The organism is Achromobacter sp. NPDC058515, assembly GCF_042721735.1.
Classification (GTDB): domain Bacteria; phylum Pseudomonadota; class Gammaproteobacteria; order Burkholderiales; family Burkholderiaceae_B; genus Achromobacter.
The window spans coordinates 56,704-72,240 of record NZ_JBHXNI010000012.1 but is presented as its reverse complement, the minus strand read 5'-3'; the positions used below and the strand labels follow the sequence as shown (position 1 = coordinate 72,240).

The following is a 15,537-nucleotide window of genomic DNA, read 5'->3' as shown; positions in this document are numbered from 1 at the left end:
ATGGTTCCTTACATGGGATGCAGCACGCGGCGCAGGAAATCCTGCGTACGGGGATGCTGCGGATGATTCAGCACTTCACGGGCGGCGCCCTGCTCCACCATGACGCCGCCGTCAAAGAACATGACGCGGTCGGCGACCTCGCGCGCGAAGCTCATTTCGTGCGTCACGACGACCATCGTCATGCCTGCCTCGGCCAGCTTGCGCATGACGCCCAGCACGTCGCCGACCAGCTCCGGATCCAGCGCGGAGGTCGGTTCGTCAAACAGAATGGCCTTGGGCCGCATCGCCAGCGCGCGCGCAATGGCCACGCGCTGCTGCTGGCCGCCGGAAAGCTGGTTCGGGTGCGCATCTTCCTTGTCCGCCAGGCCCACGCTGGCCAGGAGTTCGCGGCCACGCTCCAGCGCCTGAGCCCGCGGCTCCTTCTTCACGAAGATCGGCCCTTCGATCACGTTCTCCAGCGCGGTGCGATGCGGGAACAGATTGAAGCGCTGGAACACCATCGCGACCTGCGTGCGGATCGACACGATGGAGGGCGCGTCGCAATCCACGAGTTCTCCATCCACGGTGATGCGGCCGGCGTTGTAGCGCTCCAGCCCGTTGATGCACCGCAGGATGGTGGACTTGCCCGAACCGGACGGACCGACCACGCACACCACTTCGCCCTGGGTGACCTTGGCGTCGATGCCCTTGAGCACCTCGAGCGAGCCGAAGCTCTTGCGGACTCCCTGGAGTTCGATCATTTGGTGGCGCTCCTTTTTTCCAGATGCCGGACCAGCAGAATCAGCGGCACGCACATCACCAGGTACATCAGCGCCACCAGCGAGAACACCGTGGCGTTCTTGAACGTGGAGACGGCAATCAGCTTGCCCTGCAGAGCCAGCTCGGCCACGGTGATCGTGGACGCCTGCGAGGAGTCCTTGAGCATCATGATCATGATGTTGCCGTATGGCGGCAGCACGATCTTCACTGCCTGCGGCAGCACCACGCGCCGCATGGTCAGGCTCCAGCTCATGCCCATGGCCATGGCCGCCTCGATCTGCCCGCGGTCGATGGCCTGTATGCCCGCGCGGAAGTTCTCCGCCTGATAGGCGGAATACGCCACGCCCAGGCCGATGATCGCGGCCTGCACCGCGCTCAGCGACACCCCGATGTCGGGCATCACGAAGTAGATGTAGAACAGCAGCACGATGATGGGTATGCCGCGCAGCAGGTTGATCACGCCGCCGCTGAAGCCGGACAGGTACTTGTTGCCCGAAACCCGCATCAGCGCCCACACCAGCCCCAGCACCGTCGACAGCGCAAGCGAGCCCAGCGTCACGAGGATCGTGAGCTTTGCGCCTTCCAGCAATATCGGCATGAACTCTGCCGCGTCTTTGAAAAATTCCATCATGACTCAACCCACCCCGACAAGACAGCCCGCGGGAACGCCGGATGCGCCCCGTCCGCCAGCGCGCAAGCGCGCCGGCGGAGTTTGTGCAATTGCGTGGTTAACGCGCGGTCAAGGCTGCGTCATGCGCCGCCGCCCAAGCCCCACTTCTTCAGGATGGCGTCGATGGCGCCGTCGGCCTTCAGCTTGGCCAGCGCCTTGTTGATGCGCCCCAGCAGTTCCGTGTCTTCCTTGCGCGTGGCCAGGCCCAGGCTGCCCATGATGGTCGGCTGATAGGACTGCGCCATCTTCAGGTTGGGATAGTTCCCCTGCGTCAGGATGTAGGCCGCAATGGGAAAGTCCATGAAGCCGCCCTGGATGCGGCCGGCATTGGCGTCGCGCATCATGTCCGGCGGATTGTCGTAGAGCTTCACTTCCTTGAAGACGCCGCTCTTCTGGATGGGCTCGACGAATGCGGTGCCAACCTGCACCCCTACCGTCATGCCTTTCATGTCCGCGAACGACTTGTATTCCTTGTTGTCGGTCTTGAGCACCATCAAGCCCTCGCCGTAGCGGTAGACCGGGTCGGAAAAGCTCACCACCTGCTGGCGTTGCGGGGTGATGAACATGGCCGCCGACACGATATCGATGCGCTTGGAGGTCAACGAGCCGATCAGCGCCGAAAACGCCATGGGCTCGATCTGCACCTCGAATCCGGCTTCTTTGCCAACCGCCTTCACGATGTCGACCATCACGCCTTCAATGCTGTTGGTCTTGGTGTCGAGAAACGTGAACGGACTGCCTGTGGGCGTGGACCCTACTTTCAGCACCGTTTGGGCCTGCGCGCCCGCGGCCATGGACAATGCTGCGAATACAGAGACAACAAGAGTCTTGAATTTCATGACATATCCTCATCGTGGCAAAGAAATCCGGGCGGCGCCTTGCGCGCCCGGTGGCGAAATGATCCCCAGTGTCATCCCGCCGCATTGGGTGCTGCGCGCTCATGGCGCTTGTTGCGTGTCGTCCCCCGAGGCTTGATTGATGTTGGATATGGCCCAGATGACCTCCGTCGTCTGAGACCCGGGATTGCGCCAGCGGCGCGGCGTGCTGCTGGCATAGCAAAAACTGTCGCCTTCGTTGAGAAGGATGACGCGATCGCCTACCCATAGCTCTAGCGAGCCCTTGAGCACGACGCCGATCTGCTCGCCCTGCCCGGTGACGAAAAGCTCATTGCCGGTTGAACCGCCAGGCTCGATGGAGGCCCTGCACAGATCCATGCTGCGGCACGCCGGCGGCGTGTACATCTCTTTGCTGATGCCTTTTTCCTTCAGGTCGATGTACCGGTGCGTGCCCGCGCGGGCCACGCGCCCGTCATCCTCGCCCTCGGTATGTTCCGCGTTGCGCAGCAGCGAATTGACCGACACGCGGAATTCGCGCGCCAACAGGTGCAGGACCTTCACGGAGGCGGAACTCAGGCCCCGCTCGATCTGGCTGAGCAGGCCGAGCGACATGCCGCAGGAGCGGGCCACGTCGGCAAGCGATCTCCCCTGCTGCTTGCGCAGCTGACGCAATTGCTGACCCAGCCAGAGATCGACGGCAGACTCGGGACGGCCGGCCAGCGCAAGGGGCGATGGCGGCAATGCATGGGCACGACGTTCGGAGGCAGCTCGGCTCATATGAAAATTTCATTTGCATGTAATTTTCAATACTAAGAAGCCGCCGAAACGCCCACAACCTAGGAAGATCCCTAGCGTCTGCGGACGGATGAATCGTTGGGAAGCGTCAGGACGCGTCGGGCGTCTTGGGAGCGTCGGGCGCGGCCGAAGGCGCTGCGTCCGAGGGGACTTTCCCGGAGGGACGGCGCTTGCGGGAGGCATTGCCGGCCGGCATGGGGGTTCCGGACAGTTCCGCCAGGTAGCGCTCGTCCAGTTTGCTCAGCCACCCCTTGGCGCGGGCGGTTTCGAGCAGTTCGGGCCGCCGCGCCGCGGTCAGCGCCAGCGAGCGCTCACGCCGCCAGCGGGCGATATTCGCGTGATGCCCGCTGAGCAAGGGAGCCGGCACCGCTTCGCCTTCGTACACCTCGGGGCGCGTGTAGTGCGGGCTGTCCAGCAAGCCGGACAAGGTGTCGTTGAACGAATCCTGCAGGGCGGAATCGCCGTCGTTGAGCACGCCGGGCAAGAGGCGCACGGCGGCGTCTATCACCGCCAGCGCGGCGATTTCACCGCCGGACAACACAAAGTCGCCCAGCGAGATTTCATGCGTGACGCAGCGTTCGATGAAGCGCTGGTCCACGCCTTCGTAGCGGCCGCAAATGAGGATGAGGCCTTCGCTTGCGGCCAGCGCTTCGGCGCCGGCCTGATCGTAGCGCCGGCCCACGGGCGCCAGCAGCGCCACGGGCGCGCGGCCCAGGCCTTGCACGGCGCGCGCTTCCTGCGCGGCAGCGACGGCGGCTTCCAGGGGAGCCGCCATCATCACCATTCCGGGACCGCCGCCGTAGGGGCGGTCGTCCACCGTGCGATGCACGTCCTGCGTGAAATCGCGGGGATTCCAGGCATGCAGGGACCACCGGCCCTGGGCGTGAGCCCGGCCGGTGACGCCCAGGTCGCGCACCACCCCGAACATTTCGGGAAAGAGCGTAACGACGTCAAATCGCATCAAAGATCCGCGGGCCAGTCGCTGTCGATGCGGCGAGCAGCCAGATCGACGGCGTGGATGTGCGCGCGCACGAACGGAACGAGCATTTCGGCGGGTCGGCCTTTGGCGTCCAGAAGAGGCTCGGGACCTTCGGCCCCTGCTTTCTGGCACAAGACCTTCAAGACGGCATGAGCGCCGTTATCGAGGACCTCGCCAACCACGCCTATCAGCGCGGGTTCTCCGTTGGCGCTGGTATACAGCGCGCAACCGATAAGATCGACCCAGTAGTATTCGTCTTCCTCAGGCGCGGGAAAGGAACCGCGCGGCGCCTGCACGGAATAACCGCGCAGCGCTTCGGCCTGATCGCGATCCGCAATGCCCTTTAGCTGCGCCACCACGGTGGCGCCCTGCGAACGGACTTGCACGATCTTGAATGCGACAGGCGCAGACGCGACAGCGCCCCGCGCCAATTCAGGCACAGGGCGAGTCAACCACCATTGAGATGCTGAGAGCAGCACTTCGGCATTGGCCGAATGTGGCTGCACCTTAACCCAGCCTTTCACACCGTAGGCTGCAGTGATGCGGCCCAGCTCGATCAAATCCGTAGGCGCCGCGTTGGAGGTTGCGGCATCAGACATGTATCGTGCTCTCGTTAGCTATGAAGCAGCTATGAATGGTAGCTTTTAAGCGTAGTAAAACTAGCAGCTCAGGTTTTGCGACACGGGCAATCAAGCCGCGGCGGAAACCTTGGCCGAGTAGTCTTTGACCAGACGTTCGACAGCGGGCGACAGTTGGGCGCCGGTGCCGGTCCAGTATTGCACGCGATCCAGCGCAATGCGCAGGTTTTCCGTGCCTTCGCTAGCTACGGGGTTGTAGAAACCCACGCGCTCGATGAAGCGGCCGTCGCGACGGTTACGCGAATCGGTGGCCACCAGGTTGTAAAACGGACGCTTCTTGGACCCACCGCGGGCCAGGCGAATCACCACCATAGGTAATCCCTTGAATTAGTTGTGAAAAACGGGAAATTCTAGCACTTAAAGAAGCCTGCTGGCAAATGGGAGTGCTGAAATCTGCAATGCGGCGCGATTTGTATCCTAAAACACCACATCCGGGTATTCTACAAACACGGGCCTTGGCCCGCCGCAGCGTGAAGTGTAGCCGCCCAGCCGCACTTGCGCCTGCCCAGTGCCTATTTTTAATGCGTTTGAGCAACCGGTGCGTTTGAAGAATAACCCGATTGGAGAGATCGGTTTTATGTCGTTCTACGCAATACCCTGCGTCTTGCTCCGCCAGACCGCACCGCAACGGCGCCGTCACCACACTTCCTCAAGCCTCCCCGTCCTGAGCGCGGATCCCTCGCCGCTCGCGACCGCGTCCCCGCTTTTTCCTGCGTTTTCCCCCAAAAACTTCCTCTAACTGGAGGGTGCAACACCATGAAGAACCAAAAATCAGTCCTCGCTCCTGTCGCGCGCCTGGCTTTGGCGGGCTTGCTGGCGGGCACGCTGGCGATGCCTATCGCCGCCTCCGCCCGAGTGCTTGGGGCCGCGTTGACGACCGCCTCGGGGCAGGTCACCGCCGTGGATCCGGCCACCCGGACCATCACATTGCAGGGCGCCAACGGCAACACCGTCGACGTCGTAGCGGGACCGGACGTCCGCAACTTCCAGCAGATCAAGCCCGGCGATACGCTGACGCTTGATTATTACGAGTCCGTCGCGGTCGATGTGCGCCCCGCCGGCTCGGGCGCGCCCGAAGTGGTCACCGAAACCGCGGCGACGCGCAGCGCGAAGGGCGCCCAGCCAGGCGGCGCCATCGGCCGCCAGACCACGATCACCGCCGAGATCTGGCACATCAACAGAAGCGCGAACCTGGTGATCCTGAAGGGACCGCAAGGCGGCAGGCGCACCATCCAGGTGCAGGACCCCGCCCTGCGAGAGAAGCTTCAACAACTGAAGGAAGGCGATCTGGTGGACTTCACCATTACGCAGGCGGTTGCCGCGGCTATCCGCAGGTAGGCGGAACCGCACGCATGAAAAAAGGCCCGCTAGATGCGGGCCTTTTGCTTTTGCCGGTTTTTTACTGGCTTTTACCGGACGCAGGTGGCTAGCGCCGGCGCAGGAAATGCACGCCACGCCCGTCGGTTTCCCGCTGTGCGACCAGCACATTGCCGGTCTGGCGCGCGAAGGCCTGGAAGTCGCGGATCGCGTTGCGGTCCGTGGTGATGACGCGCAACACCTGCCCGCTTTCCATCTGCGCCAATGCCTTCTTGGCGCGCAGGATGGGCAAGGGGCAGGTCAGGCCGCTTGCGTCGACCTCTTGCTCGAAGGCCGGCGCCTCGGCGCCGGCATCGAGGCTGGGATCAACGTCGTTCATCAGAGGCGCTCGTCCACCCACTTGCGCACGCCGGCGATCGCCGCCGGCAAGGCCGCGATGTCTGTGCCGCCGCCCATTGCCATGTCGGGACGGCCGCCGCCCTTGCCGCCCACCTGGCTGGCGACGAAGCCCACCAGGTCGCCGGCCTTGATGCGGTCGGTCAGGTCGGCGGTCACGCCGCCCACCACGCTGATCTTGCCGTCGGCCGAGCCGGTGGCAAGCAGCACGACAGCCGGCTTCAGGCGGTCCTTCAGGTTGTCGACCATGCCGCGCAGCGCCTTGGGATCCACGTCGCCGATGCTGGCGGCGAGGACCTTGATGCCCTTGACGTCGACCGCGGCGCTGGAAGCCAGATCGTTGCCCGCGCTGGCGGCCAGCTTGTTGCGCGATTGCTCCAGTTCCTTCTCGAGCGCCTTGACCTGGTCCTGCACCTGCGCGATGCGCACCGGCAAATCGGCCGGCGTGCTGCGCAGCATGCCTGCGACCTGGGTCAGCAAGGCGTTCTGGTTCTGCACCCAGGCAAGCGCGTTGTCGCCGGTGATGGCTTCGATGCGGCGCACGCCCGCGGCCACCCCGCCTTCGGAAACGATCTTGAACAGGCCGATGTCGCCCGTGCGGCTGACATGAGTGCCGCCGCAGAGTTCGCGCGAGAAGCCGATATCCAGCACCCGGACCGTGTCGCCGTACTTTTCGCCGAACAGCGCCATCGCGCCGCCTTTGACGGCGTCGTCGTAGGCCATGACCTGGGCCACGGTGGGCTGGTTGGCCAGGACTTCCGCGTTGACGATGGCTTCGACCCGGGCGATCTGCTCAGCGGTCAGCGGCGCATCCTGCGCGAAGTCGAAACGGGTCTTGTCGGGGTCCACCAGCGAGCCGCGCTGCTGCACGTGCGCGCCCAGCACCTGGCGCAAGGCCTTGTGCATGAGGTGGGTGGCCGAGTGGTTGCGGACCGTGCGGGCGCGGCGGACCGCGTCCACGCGGGCCAGCAGCGTGGCGCCGACCGACAGCGAGCCGGATTCCAGCACGCCGTGGTGGCCGAACACGCCGGCCTGGATCTTCAGGGTGTCTGCGACGGCGAAACGCAAGCCGTCGGCTTCCAGCAGCCCGGTGTCGCCCACCTGGCCGCCCGATTCCGCGTAGAACGGGGTGGCGTCCAGCACGACGACGGCGCTTTGGCCGGTCTTCACTTCCTGGACCTGGGTGCCATCCACGTACAGCGCCGTGACCTTGACGTTGTCCAGCTCCAGCTTTTCATAGCCTTCGAAGCGCGTTTCGGCGCCTTCGTAGCTCAAGCCTTCGGCCATCTTGAACTTGCCGGCGGCGCGGGCCTGGTCGCGCTGGCGCTCCATGGCGACCTCGAAACCGGCCATGTCGACTTCGACTTCGCGTTCGCGGCAGATGTCGGCGGTCAGGTCCACGGGGAAGCCGTAGGTGTCATACAGCGTGAACAGCGTGGTGCCGTCCAGCACGCCGCCCTTGGGCACATTGGCCAAGGCCGTGTCCAGGATGCGCATGCCGTGTTCCAGGGTTTCGCCGAAGCGCTCTTCTTCCTGCTTGAGCACCTGGGCGACGCGGTCGGCCGTGGCCGCCAGTTCCGGGTAGGCCTCGCCCATTTCGGCGACGAGATCCGGCACCAGGCGATGGAAGAACGGCTTGGTCTGGCCCAGCTTGTAGCCGTGGCGCAGCGCGCGGCGGACAATGCGGCGCAGCACGTAGCCGCGGCCTTCGTTGCTGGGAATCACGCCGTCGACGATCAGGAACGAGCAGGCGCGGATGTGGTCCGCGATGACCTTGAGCGAGTTGTCTTCGAGGTCCTTGATGCCGGTTTCGCGCGCGGCGGCGGCGATCAGGTGCTGGAAGAGATCGATCTCGTAGTTGGAATGCACGCCTTGCAAGACAGCGGCGATGCGCTCCAGGCCCATGCCGGTATCGACACAGGGACGCGGCAGGCGCGGCATGTTGCCGGCGGCATCGCGTTCGAACTGCATGAACACCAGGTTCCAGATCTCGATGTAGCGGTCGCCGTCTTCTTCGGGCGATCCCGGGGGGCCGCCCCAGATCTCGGGGCCGTGGTCGAAGAAGATTTCCGAGCACGGACCGCACGGGCCGGTGTCGGCCATCTGCCAGAAGTTGTCGGAAGCGTAGCGCGCGCCCTTGTTGTCGCCGATGCGGATGATGCGCTCGGCCGGCACGCCGACTTCCTTGGCCCAGATGTCGTAGGCCTCGTCGTCTTCCTGGTAGACGGTGACCCAGAGCTTCTCGGCGGGCAGCTTGTAGACCTGCGTCAGCAGTTCCCAGGCGTACTGGATGGCGTCGCGCTTGAAGTAGTCGCCAAAGCTGAAGTTGCCCAGCATTTCGAAGAACGTATGGTGGCGGGCGGTGTAGCCCACGTTCTCCAGGTCATTGTGCTTGCCCCCGGCGCGCACGCTGCGCTGCGACGAGGTGGCACGCGTGTACGACCGCGATTCCTTGCCCGTGAAGACGTCCTTGAACTGGACCATGCCCGAATTGGTGAAGAGCAAGGTCGGGTCGTTGCCGGGGACGAGCGACGACGAGGGAACAATGGTGTGTCCCTTGGACTTGAAGAATTGCAGAAACTGCTGGCGAATCTCGGAGGATTTCATCGTGGATGAAGCAGGATTTAGGCGAATCGTTGATTATAGAGGGTTGGCGGAAATGCGCGGGAACGGGGTGGGCCCTGGGGGGCGCCCGGGGCCCACCGGGGTTTACCGGACGCAGACGTAGCCGGTGGTCCACCCTTCGGTTTCGGTCCATTTCCCGCCCGCGGAGACGATGACCTCCGCGTATCCTTCAGGGCAGGAACACTCGCCCGTGCGGGGGTTCGCCGTGGAAACACCCGTGTAATGGACGCATCCTAGCGGGTAATTCATGCTGTACGCGCCGCCAAAACCGCCGCTTGCCTGCTTCCAGACACCGGACTGGCAAGCGAGCAGCTCCCCCTGATCGGAACTGGCCAGGGCGCCCGATGCCACACCGCAGAAATAGCCCGGAGTCTCTCGTGCGCCCACGGTCACGTAAGCTCCTGCATGGACGCTGCCCGCCACCGAGAGCGGCCCCTGGAGGCCAGGGTCTCGCGTATCGCGCATTTTGACGTAGGCGCTCAGATCCGGTTGCCCGCTGCCGGCCCCTGCCCCTGCCCACAGCGCCAGGGTACCCGGCGCATAGGTCGGCGCGCCCGGGGCCAATGGATTGGGAAAGCTGTACGCGGCCCCGCGCAATTGGGCTGGCGCCTCTGGCCACACCGCCCCGCCGTAACCGCCCGCAGCCTCGATGATGGAGGCCATGGCAATTTGATCGGGAAATTGCGTCCCCTTTTTTAGCAACGGCTTGTCGGCATAGACCACGCCGTCGATCCGGCAAGCCTCGCCCGGACACGCCGGCACCCGCGAAATCCTTATTTCCGCGCCGAAGCCCATGACCGACTGGTCGGGAAAGTCGGCGGGCAGGTGCCCGTGGCCGCGCAGTTCGGCCAAGGTGGGCCGGAATGCGTCCGCAAACAAGGGGAGGCCTTGGCTGTTCACGGGTCTCTCGCCCTTGGCCAAGGCGTCGAAATGGCGGGCCAGCACCCCCGACACCGCGAGGCGGACCTGGGTCATCCATACCCCCGTGGACCGCGCCGCGGCGGCTTCTATGCCATGCACGACTTCGTTGGACGCCCAGATGGCGACCGCGGTGGTGATGGCGAGCGCCAGCGCCATTGCCGCCAGCGAGAAGCCCGCCTGGCGCCGCCGGGAACCGGGCGCGCGGCGCGGAGGGTTCAAAGCGCGGGAAGGCCGGCTCATCTTGCGGTAAACACAAAGGTGTTGACGTCGCCCTGGCTGCATTGGGCCTGGGCCTGCGCGGCCCGGTAGGGCACGCCGGGTCTGGCGATCGTGTCCTTGACGACCTTGGCTCCGCTGCTTCCCGTGATGGAAATGATCTCCGACACCCGCTGCAGGACGGATGCCAGCGCGGGACAGGCCGCGTGGCTGACGCTGGTCAGCGTGAGGGTGAACGCGGAGCCCATGCCCGCGCCATCAACGGCGGCGGCCTCGACCTCGACCACGCCGCTGCCGCCCGTCCCGCTGCCTCCCAATCCGTGCGCGACGCTCGCCGCCGCGCCCGAGCCTTGCACGGCCAGCACGGTGGAGTCGCGCAGCGCATTGGCCAGGGCGCCGGTATCCAGGCCCGTGTAGGGCATGACGCCGCCGCCTTGCGCGTTGATTTTCATGCTGGCGATGAAGCGCTGCAGCTCTTCGCCCACCTTGGGCACCTTGTTTTCGATCACATAGCCGCCGATTGCCGGGATGCCGACGATGGCGATCAGCAAGACAATGGCGGTGACGATGGACACCTCCATCAATGAAAACCCCTGTTGGCGCACCGCGCCGGATCGGAACGTCTGAAAACCTTGCATCGCTATCCTCTCTGAATGAAGCGCGCAGCGCGGCTGCGCCGTTGTCGCCCGCTTTCTATTGGCTGGCGTAGAAGTTGGTCAGGGCCCGGCGCAGCTCGTCGATGACCCCGTAATGCCACAGCGTGATGCCCAGCACGGTCGCCAGGGACGAGATCAGGAGCGACCAGCGCAACACCAGCGCCTGGCGCCGCACCCGCGACAGCAAGCGGAGTTCGATCCGCTGGCGTACGCGCGCCAGCCCGGCCTCCACGCCCAAGGCGTCCATCATGTCGGCCAGGTACCACCACGTTTCCGGCTCCAGCAGCCCTGTGCTGAATATCTCGGGGCCGCTTGCGCCCGCGTCGATGCGGTTCAGCATGGCTTGCAGATGCCCGTGCAGCCAGGGTTGCGCATCGCGGGCCTGCACGGACAATGCGTGCCGCAACCGGGTGTCGGCCGCTCCGTGCTGCCTGATGAGCACGGCCAGCAACGAAAGAAAGCGGATCGCCTGAAAATCCCGGTACAGCCGCCAGATAAGCCAGCGGTCAAGCGTGGCCCTGACGCCTGCGGTGAAGTTCGCCAGCGACCACAAGCTGAGCAAGGCAAGCCCGAAAATCAGGACCACCCAAAGCGCGAGCCATTGCCTCAAGCCGCGGGCCAGCGCGAACAGCGCGCGCGTCAAAGGCGCGTAGTCCTCGGGCGGCACGGCCTGGAACACCTGCTGCAGCCGCGGCACGGTGAAGAAAGGGATGGCGCACAGCAGGGCGAAAGCCACGATTGCCGCCACCACGCCGGTCGCGGCGGCCGAGACCAGCGCCAGCCATGCGTCGGATGCCAGCCTGACTGCGCGCGCCAGGTCGCGCAACGCCGCCGGCAGGTCGCCGCCCTCATCCTGCACGCAACTGAGCAATTGGCATTCGCTGGACGGCAGCGTGTCCGCCCATGCAACGCCCAGGTCGCCCCCAGCCTCCAGGTAGGCAGTTGCCCAGTGCCGGCACAGGCGGCCGCGCTCGGTGGCCAGTCCGTAGCGACGCGCATCGTCTTCGAAGATGTCGCGCAGGCTCTTGCGCCCTTGCGTGCCTTCGACGAGGTCGGCCAGGTACTCGTAGTAATCCGCGCGCTGGGAGCGAAAGCGCAATGCGTCCAGCCGCAACTGGCAGGCGCCGCCCGCGATCCGCAACCATGGGGATGTGCGCAGCGCAGGATCAGCCATGTTCGCCTCGGGCCGGATCGACACCCGCGGCATGCGGCGTCATGGGCAGGTCGAATCTGCGCAGCAGGGAGCGGGGGTCGACCTCGCCCTGGCTGACCTTGTACAGCGCGCAGTCCAGTGCGCTTGCGCCACGGGTGGCCGCGTCGCGCCACGCAGCCGGGCCGCCCGCCTGGGCCTGCTCCTTCAGCCCCAGGTTGTCGCGCCTGAGCACCCGCTCCAGGAATCCGTCCATGCGTTCGGGCTCCAGCATCTCGGCGACGACGCTGCGGCCCGCCGTGCCGTTGAGTTCGGGCAATTGCGCGCGCCGGCACTCCGGGCATCCCGCCGCGTTCCTGACCTTGAGCGCGCCGGCGTCCAGCAGGAACACGCTTTGTATTTCGCGCACCCATGACCGCCAATCGTGCCCGGCGCCGGACGCCTGATGCCGTTGGCCGCCTCCCCACAGGCTGTCCACCGGCAGCGAGCACGCATTGCACAGGCGGGGTAGCAAGGTCTGGTAGACAAGCAGCTTCAGGATGCCGGGCGAGGCCAGGAATTCTCGCGACACGCCGATCGCATCAGAGGCCAGGCGCTCGGGAATCATCGCGGCCGATCCCGCGTGCGTGGTGGAGTACAGGCTGACCCCCGAGCTGGCCAGATCCATGAAGGCGCGCCCGGTATCGGTATCGCGGATCTCGCCGATCAGCAAGTCGTTCATCGCAGACCGCTTGATGGTCTTGAGCTTGGCGTCGAACGCCGGCCAGGCGGAGGCGGCCAGCGCCCCGCCCAGCGTGTTCTGCAGCGCATTGCCGATGTGGTATTCCACCGGGTCTTCCAGCGTGATGACCTTGCGGGTGGGCGCGATACCGCGCATCAGGGCCGCGATGGTGGTGGATTTTCCCGAGCCCACGACGCCCGCGAGCACGATGGCGCCGCCTTCGCGCTCGCGGGCCCGCAGCAGGGTTGCGGCCTGCTGCGGCAGATAGCCCAACGCAAGCAGGTCGCCGTCGACGGTCGCGTCCAGGCGCAGGATGCGCAGGCAGACGGAGGGCCCCGCATCGGTGGCCAGCGACGCCCAGCGCAGCACGATGGGAACGGCGTCCACCTCGAGCGCGATGCGCCCCTGCTGTTCGAGCGCGGGGTCGAACACCGCGCCGTTGCCCCCGCGCACATCCATCCATGCCACCGCCAGGACCTCCAGCAGCGTGGCGCTGGACAAGCCCGAGAACCGGCCGGTGCCGACGTACTCGCCATGGATGGTGTAGCGGATATCGGCGGCGTCGCGCCGCTGGTCCACGTTGATGTGGACGTCGCTTGCGCTTTGGGCCACCCCCCAACGCACGATATCCAGGAAGAGCGCGGCCAGCGCCGAAGCGCGTTCCGCCTGCCGCACCCTGCCCCATCGCCCCAGGCCCGGAGCCACGAGTTGGTCTCGGGCGACCATGAGCAGCAGCGGCGCGGGCAGCACATAGCGCGAGGGTTGCGCCTGCCGGTAGCCCGCTGCCCGCACCATGCGCTCGACCTCGTCGATCTGGTCTCCCACCGTGTACTCCTTCACGGCAAAGACGGCGGCCTCGCCGCCTTCCAGCAGCACCGGACACAGGCGGCCGGCCAGGGCCGCCAGGTCGAACTCGCGGCCCAGCGCACGGACAAATGCCGGGTCCAGGCGCGCGATGTCTTCAGGGGACAGGAGTTCCGGCGGAGCCGCGGCCACGGCCGCGGGCAGCGGTTGCGAGTTCATGGCCGGGCGCCCTCCGCGTCCAGGCAGGCGGTATGGTCGTGGCCGTCTCGGTGCAGCCGCACGCAGGCCCCGTCGATGGTCAGCAAGCGGTAGGCGTCCATCACGGCCGTACCCGCGACCGGATCGGCGCGGCCCGCCTGATAGCGCAGCAGCGAACCATTGACGACGACGTCGACGCTCAGCCTCCTGGCCGTGCCGAATATCGCAGCTACCCGGATATCGTCGCGCCCGCGCGAAGACGGCACGATCGGCGCGGTGGGTCCGGCGCCGGGCGCGCAAATGCCCGGCACCCTGCAATCCGCCAAGGCGGCCGCTGCATCCGCCCGCAGCAAGGTGAGCACGGTCTCGGCTTCGGGCCACGGCTGGGGCTCCTGCGCTTGCGGCGCGTCGGCCTGGGCTTGGGATGCCGGGGCCGCGCCGGCAGCCAGCGCGAGACCAAGGCAAAGTCGTCCGATGATCGAGCGACGCCTTGCGCCATGCCTGTTCCTGTTCAGCCTATTCCTGTTCATAGAGATCTCCCTGCAATTCGGCAACGAGCGTGCTGGCGGCCAGGCTGGGCCGCAGCTGCGGCTGGACGTCCACCACAAGACGGGACCAGCGGGCCGCCGGGATGGGGCCCGGCAGGAGCGCCATGGACCGCAAGGGCCCGTGCATGGTCAGGGCCCGCCGCCTGACGATGGGCAGGTCCGCCGGCGCGGCGCCGGTTCGCGCGGCGTTCGCTTGCGCAGGGGCCTGCGTGCGCGGCTGCATGGGCGCGGGCGGCGACAGGGCCATCGAGGCGAAAGCGGGCCGCAGGCGCTGCAGGGCGCCTGCCACCTGGGTATCGACATGCAGCGCGGAGGGCAGCGCCAGATCGGCCAGCGATATCGCGCCGGACGCCATGCGCCACGTCAGCGTGGCCTCTTCCAGCGGCTTGAACGACACCCGCCAGCCGGCAGGCAGCAACGCATGGAGGCCGTCGTTGGTGGCCAGGGGATGGGCCCTGGCATAGACAGCGGAACAATTCCATTGCTGCGCGCCGGCGTCGCACTGTGCCCGGCGCAAGGCCCAGCCCCGGACCTGTATGGGAAGCCGGCCCACGCCGGCCAGCAAGCGGGCCAGCTCGGCCGGCGCGTGCGCGGCCGTGCCGCGCAACATGGCCTGGTGGGCGTCTTCCTGGAGCTCACGGACCGTAACGGACTCGGGCTTGGCCGGCGCTGGCCTGAACAGCGATCCGGCGACGGTGTTCCACAAGGGAGGGACCGCGGCGGCAAGGCCGACGCACACCAGGAACAGCCGCAACGCCAGCGGCAGCTCCGCCCAGCGCGTAGGCAGCGCCGCCAGGCGGGCGCCGGGCTCGGTTGCCTGCAGCAGGGCCGCCCAGACCTCGCCGGCGGCGTGCTCCTTCAAGGCGGGCCGCTGGGCAAGCAACGCCCTTTGTTCCGGCAGGGCCTCTTCCAGCGAGCCAAAGACCCTGTCCGTCTGCGACAGCACCGTGCCGCCATGAGCCGCCACCAGCCACTGCCGCCCATCCGGCAGGCGGACCAGGCTGTAGCCGCCATCGGGGTACAGCAGCGCGAACAACTGCGCGGCCGACTGCAGGTGTGCCCCGCCCTTCTGGCGGGACGCGCGGGCGGGCGCACTGCGGCGCCATCCCGCATGCGCGCGGCCATAGCCTGCCACCGTGGCGGGCGCGCCGCCCACCACGTAATGCGTCGCCCGCAGTCGCCGCGCACGCGCACGCGCCAGCGCGGGGACGTTGGACCCGATCAGCGCAAACCAGCGCAAGCCGAACGCCAGCATCCGCCCCGAGCCCGGACATTCAAGCAGCAGAAATTGTGGCGCCCGGTTCACGC

The 15,537-nt window shown here is 66.5% G+C and carries 16 protein-coding genes; 1 reads left to right on the top strand and 15 read right to left on the bottom strand.

The annotated features are described in order from the left end of the window. Nucleotides 1-8 precede the first annotated feature (8 nt). The 7 genes from ACFWP0_RS20325 to rpsP all read right to left on the bottom strand — a co-directional run bounded on the left by ACFWP0_RS20325 (nucleotide 9) and on the right by rpsP (nucleotide 4,989). On the bottom strand, nucleotides 9-740 hold the full coding sequence (locus ACFWP0_RS20325; RefSeq protein ID WP_377845051.1) for an amino acid ABC transporter ATP-binding protein: 732 nt from the start codon (nucleotides 738-740) through the stop codon (nucleotides 9-11). Continuing rightward, entirely contained in the window at nucleotides 737-1,390 is a 654-nt protein-coding gene (locus tag ACFWP0_RS20320; protein ID WP_377845050.1) for an amino acid ABC transporter permease, read from the bottom strand. Before ACFWP0_RS20320 ends, ACFWP0_RS20325 begins: the two co-directional genes overlap by 4 nt. 119 nt (nucleotides 1,391-1,509) lie before the next feature. Further along, nucleotides 1,510-2,268 carry an ABC transporter substrate-binding protein gene (locus ACFWP0_RS20315; RefSeq protein ID WP_377845048.1) on the bottom strand — a complete coding sequence of 253 codons (759 nt, stop codon included), beginning with the start codon at nucleotides 2,266-2,268 and terminating at the stop codon, nucleotides 1,510-1,512. Nucleotides 2,269-2,367: 99 nt separating this feature from the next. Beyond that, on the bottom strand, nucleotides 2,368-3,042 hold the full coding sequence (locus ACFWP0_RS20310) for a cupin domain-containing protein (RefSeq protein WP_377845047.1): 675 nt from the start codon (nucleotides 3,040-3,042) through the stop codon (nucleotides 2,368-2,370). Between the two features lie 106 nt (nucleotides 3,043-3,148). Then, complete coding sequence (gene trmD / locus ACFWP0_RS20305; protein WP_377845045.1) at nucleotides 3,149-4,021, bottom strand: tRNA (guanosine(37)-N1)-methyltransferase TrmD; 873 nt, start codon at nucleotides 4,019-4,021, stop codon at nucleotides 3,149-3,151. Next, nucleotides 4,021-4,638, bottom strand: coding sequence for a ribosome maturation factor RimM (gene rimM, locus ACFWP0_RS20300; RefSeq protein WP_377845043.1), 618 nt, complete (start codon nucleotides 4,636-4,638; stop codon nucleotides 4,021-4,023). Before rimM ends, trmD begins: the two co-directional genes overlap by 1 nt. Nucleotides 4,639-4,728: 90 nt before the next feature. Continuing rightward, on the bottom strand, nucleotides 4,729-4,989 hold the full coding sequence (rpsP, locus tag ACFWP0_RS20295) for a 30S ribosomal protein S16 (RefSeq protein WP_006224007.1): 261 nt from the start codon (nucleotides 4,987-4,989) through the stop codon (nucleotides 4,729-4,731). 444 nt (nucleotides 4,990-5,433) lie between these two features. On the opposite strand from rpsP, the gene ACFWP0_RS20290 reads away from it, so the two are divergent. Then, the gene (locus tag ACFWP0_RS20290) at nucleotides 5,434-6,015 is read left to right on the top strand and encodes a hypothetical protein (protein WP_377845041.1); all 582 of its coding nucleotides are present in this window, start codon (nucleotides 5,434-5,436) and stop codon (nucleotides 6,013-6,015) included. 88 nt (nucleotides 6,016-6,103) lie between these two features. Here the strand turns inward: ACFWP0_RS20290 and ACFWP0_RS20285 are convergent, their stop codons facing one another. From ACFWP0_RS20285 to ACFWP0_RS20250, 8 genes are all read right to left on the bottom strand, one after another. Then, entirely contained in the window at nucleotides 6,104-6,373 is a 270-nt protein-coding gene (locus tag ACFWP0_RS20285; RefSeq protein WP_377845039.1) for a sulfurtransferase TusA family protein, read from the bottom strand. Beyond that, entirely contained in the window at nucleotides 6,373-8,997 is a 2,625-nt protein-coding gene (gene alaS, locus ACFWP0_RS20280) for an alanine--tRNA ligase (RefSeq protein WP_377845037.1), read from the bottom strand. Before alaS ends, ACFWP0_RS20285 begins: the two co-directional genes overlap by 1 nt. A 102-nt stretch (nucleotides 8,998-9,099) precedes the next feature. Next, nucleotides 9,100-10,092, bottom strand: a complete 993-nt coding sequence (locus ACFWP0_RS20275) for a prepilin (protein WP_377845036.1) — start codon at nucleotides 10,090-10,092, stop codon at nucleotides 9,100-9,102. 80 nt (nucleotides 10,093-10,172) lie between these two features. Further along, nucleotides 10,173-10,790 carry a type 4 pilus major pilin gene (locus ACFWP0_RS20270; RefSeq protein WP_377845034.1) on the bottom strand — a complete coding sequence of 206 codons (618 nt, stop codon included), beginning with the start codon at nucleotides 10,788-10,790 and terminating at the stop codon, nucleotides 10,173-10,175. A gap of 55 nt (nucleotides 10,791-10,845) precedes the next feature. Then, complete coding sequence (locus ACFWP0_RS20265) at nucleotides 10,846-11,982, bottom strand: hypothetical protein (RefSeq protein ID WP_377845033.1); 1,137 nt, start codon at nucleotides 11,980-11,982, stop codon at nucleotides 10,846-10,848. Beyond that, nucleotides 11,975-13,702, bottom strand: a complete 1,728-nt coding sequence (locus ACFWP0_RS20260) for an ATPase, T2SS/T4P/T4SS family (RefSeq protein WP_377845031.1) — start codon at nucleotides 13,700-13,702, stop codon at nucleotides 11,975-11,977. The genes ACFWP0_RS20265 and ACFWP0_RS20260 overlap by 8 nt, the downstream gene beginning before the upstream one ends. After that, the gene (locus tag ACFWP0_RS20255; protein ID WP_377845029.1) at nucleotides 13,699-14,211 is read right to left on the bottom strand and encodes a hypothetical protein; all 513 of its coding nucleotides are present in this window, start codon (nucleotides 14,209-14,211) and stop codon (nucleotides 13,699-13,701) included. The genes ACFWP0_RS20260 and ACFWP0_RS20255 overlap by 4 nt, the downstream gene beginning before the upstream one ends. Next, nucleotides 14,198-15,535 carry a hypothetical protein gene (locus ACFWP0_RS20250; protein WP_377845027.1) on the bottom strand — a complete coding sequence of 446 codons (1,338 nt, stop codon included), beginning with the start codon at nucleotides 15,533-15,535 and terminating at the stop codon, nucleotides 14,198-14,200. The genes ACFWP0_RS20255 and ACFWP0_RS20250 overlap by 14 nt, the downstream gene beginning before the upstream one ends. Between the last annotated feature and the right edge of the window lie 2 nt (nucleotides 15,536-15,537).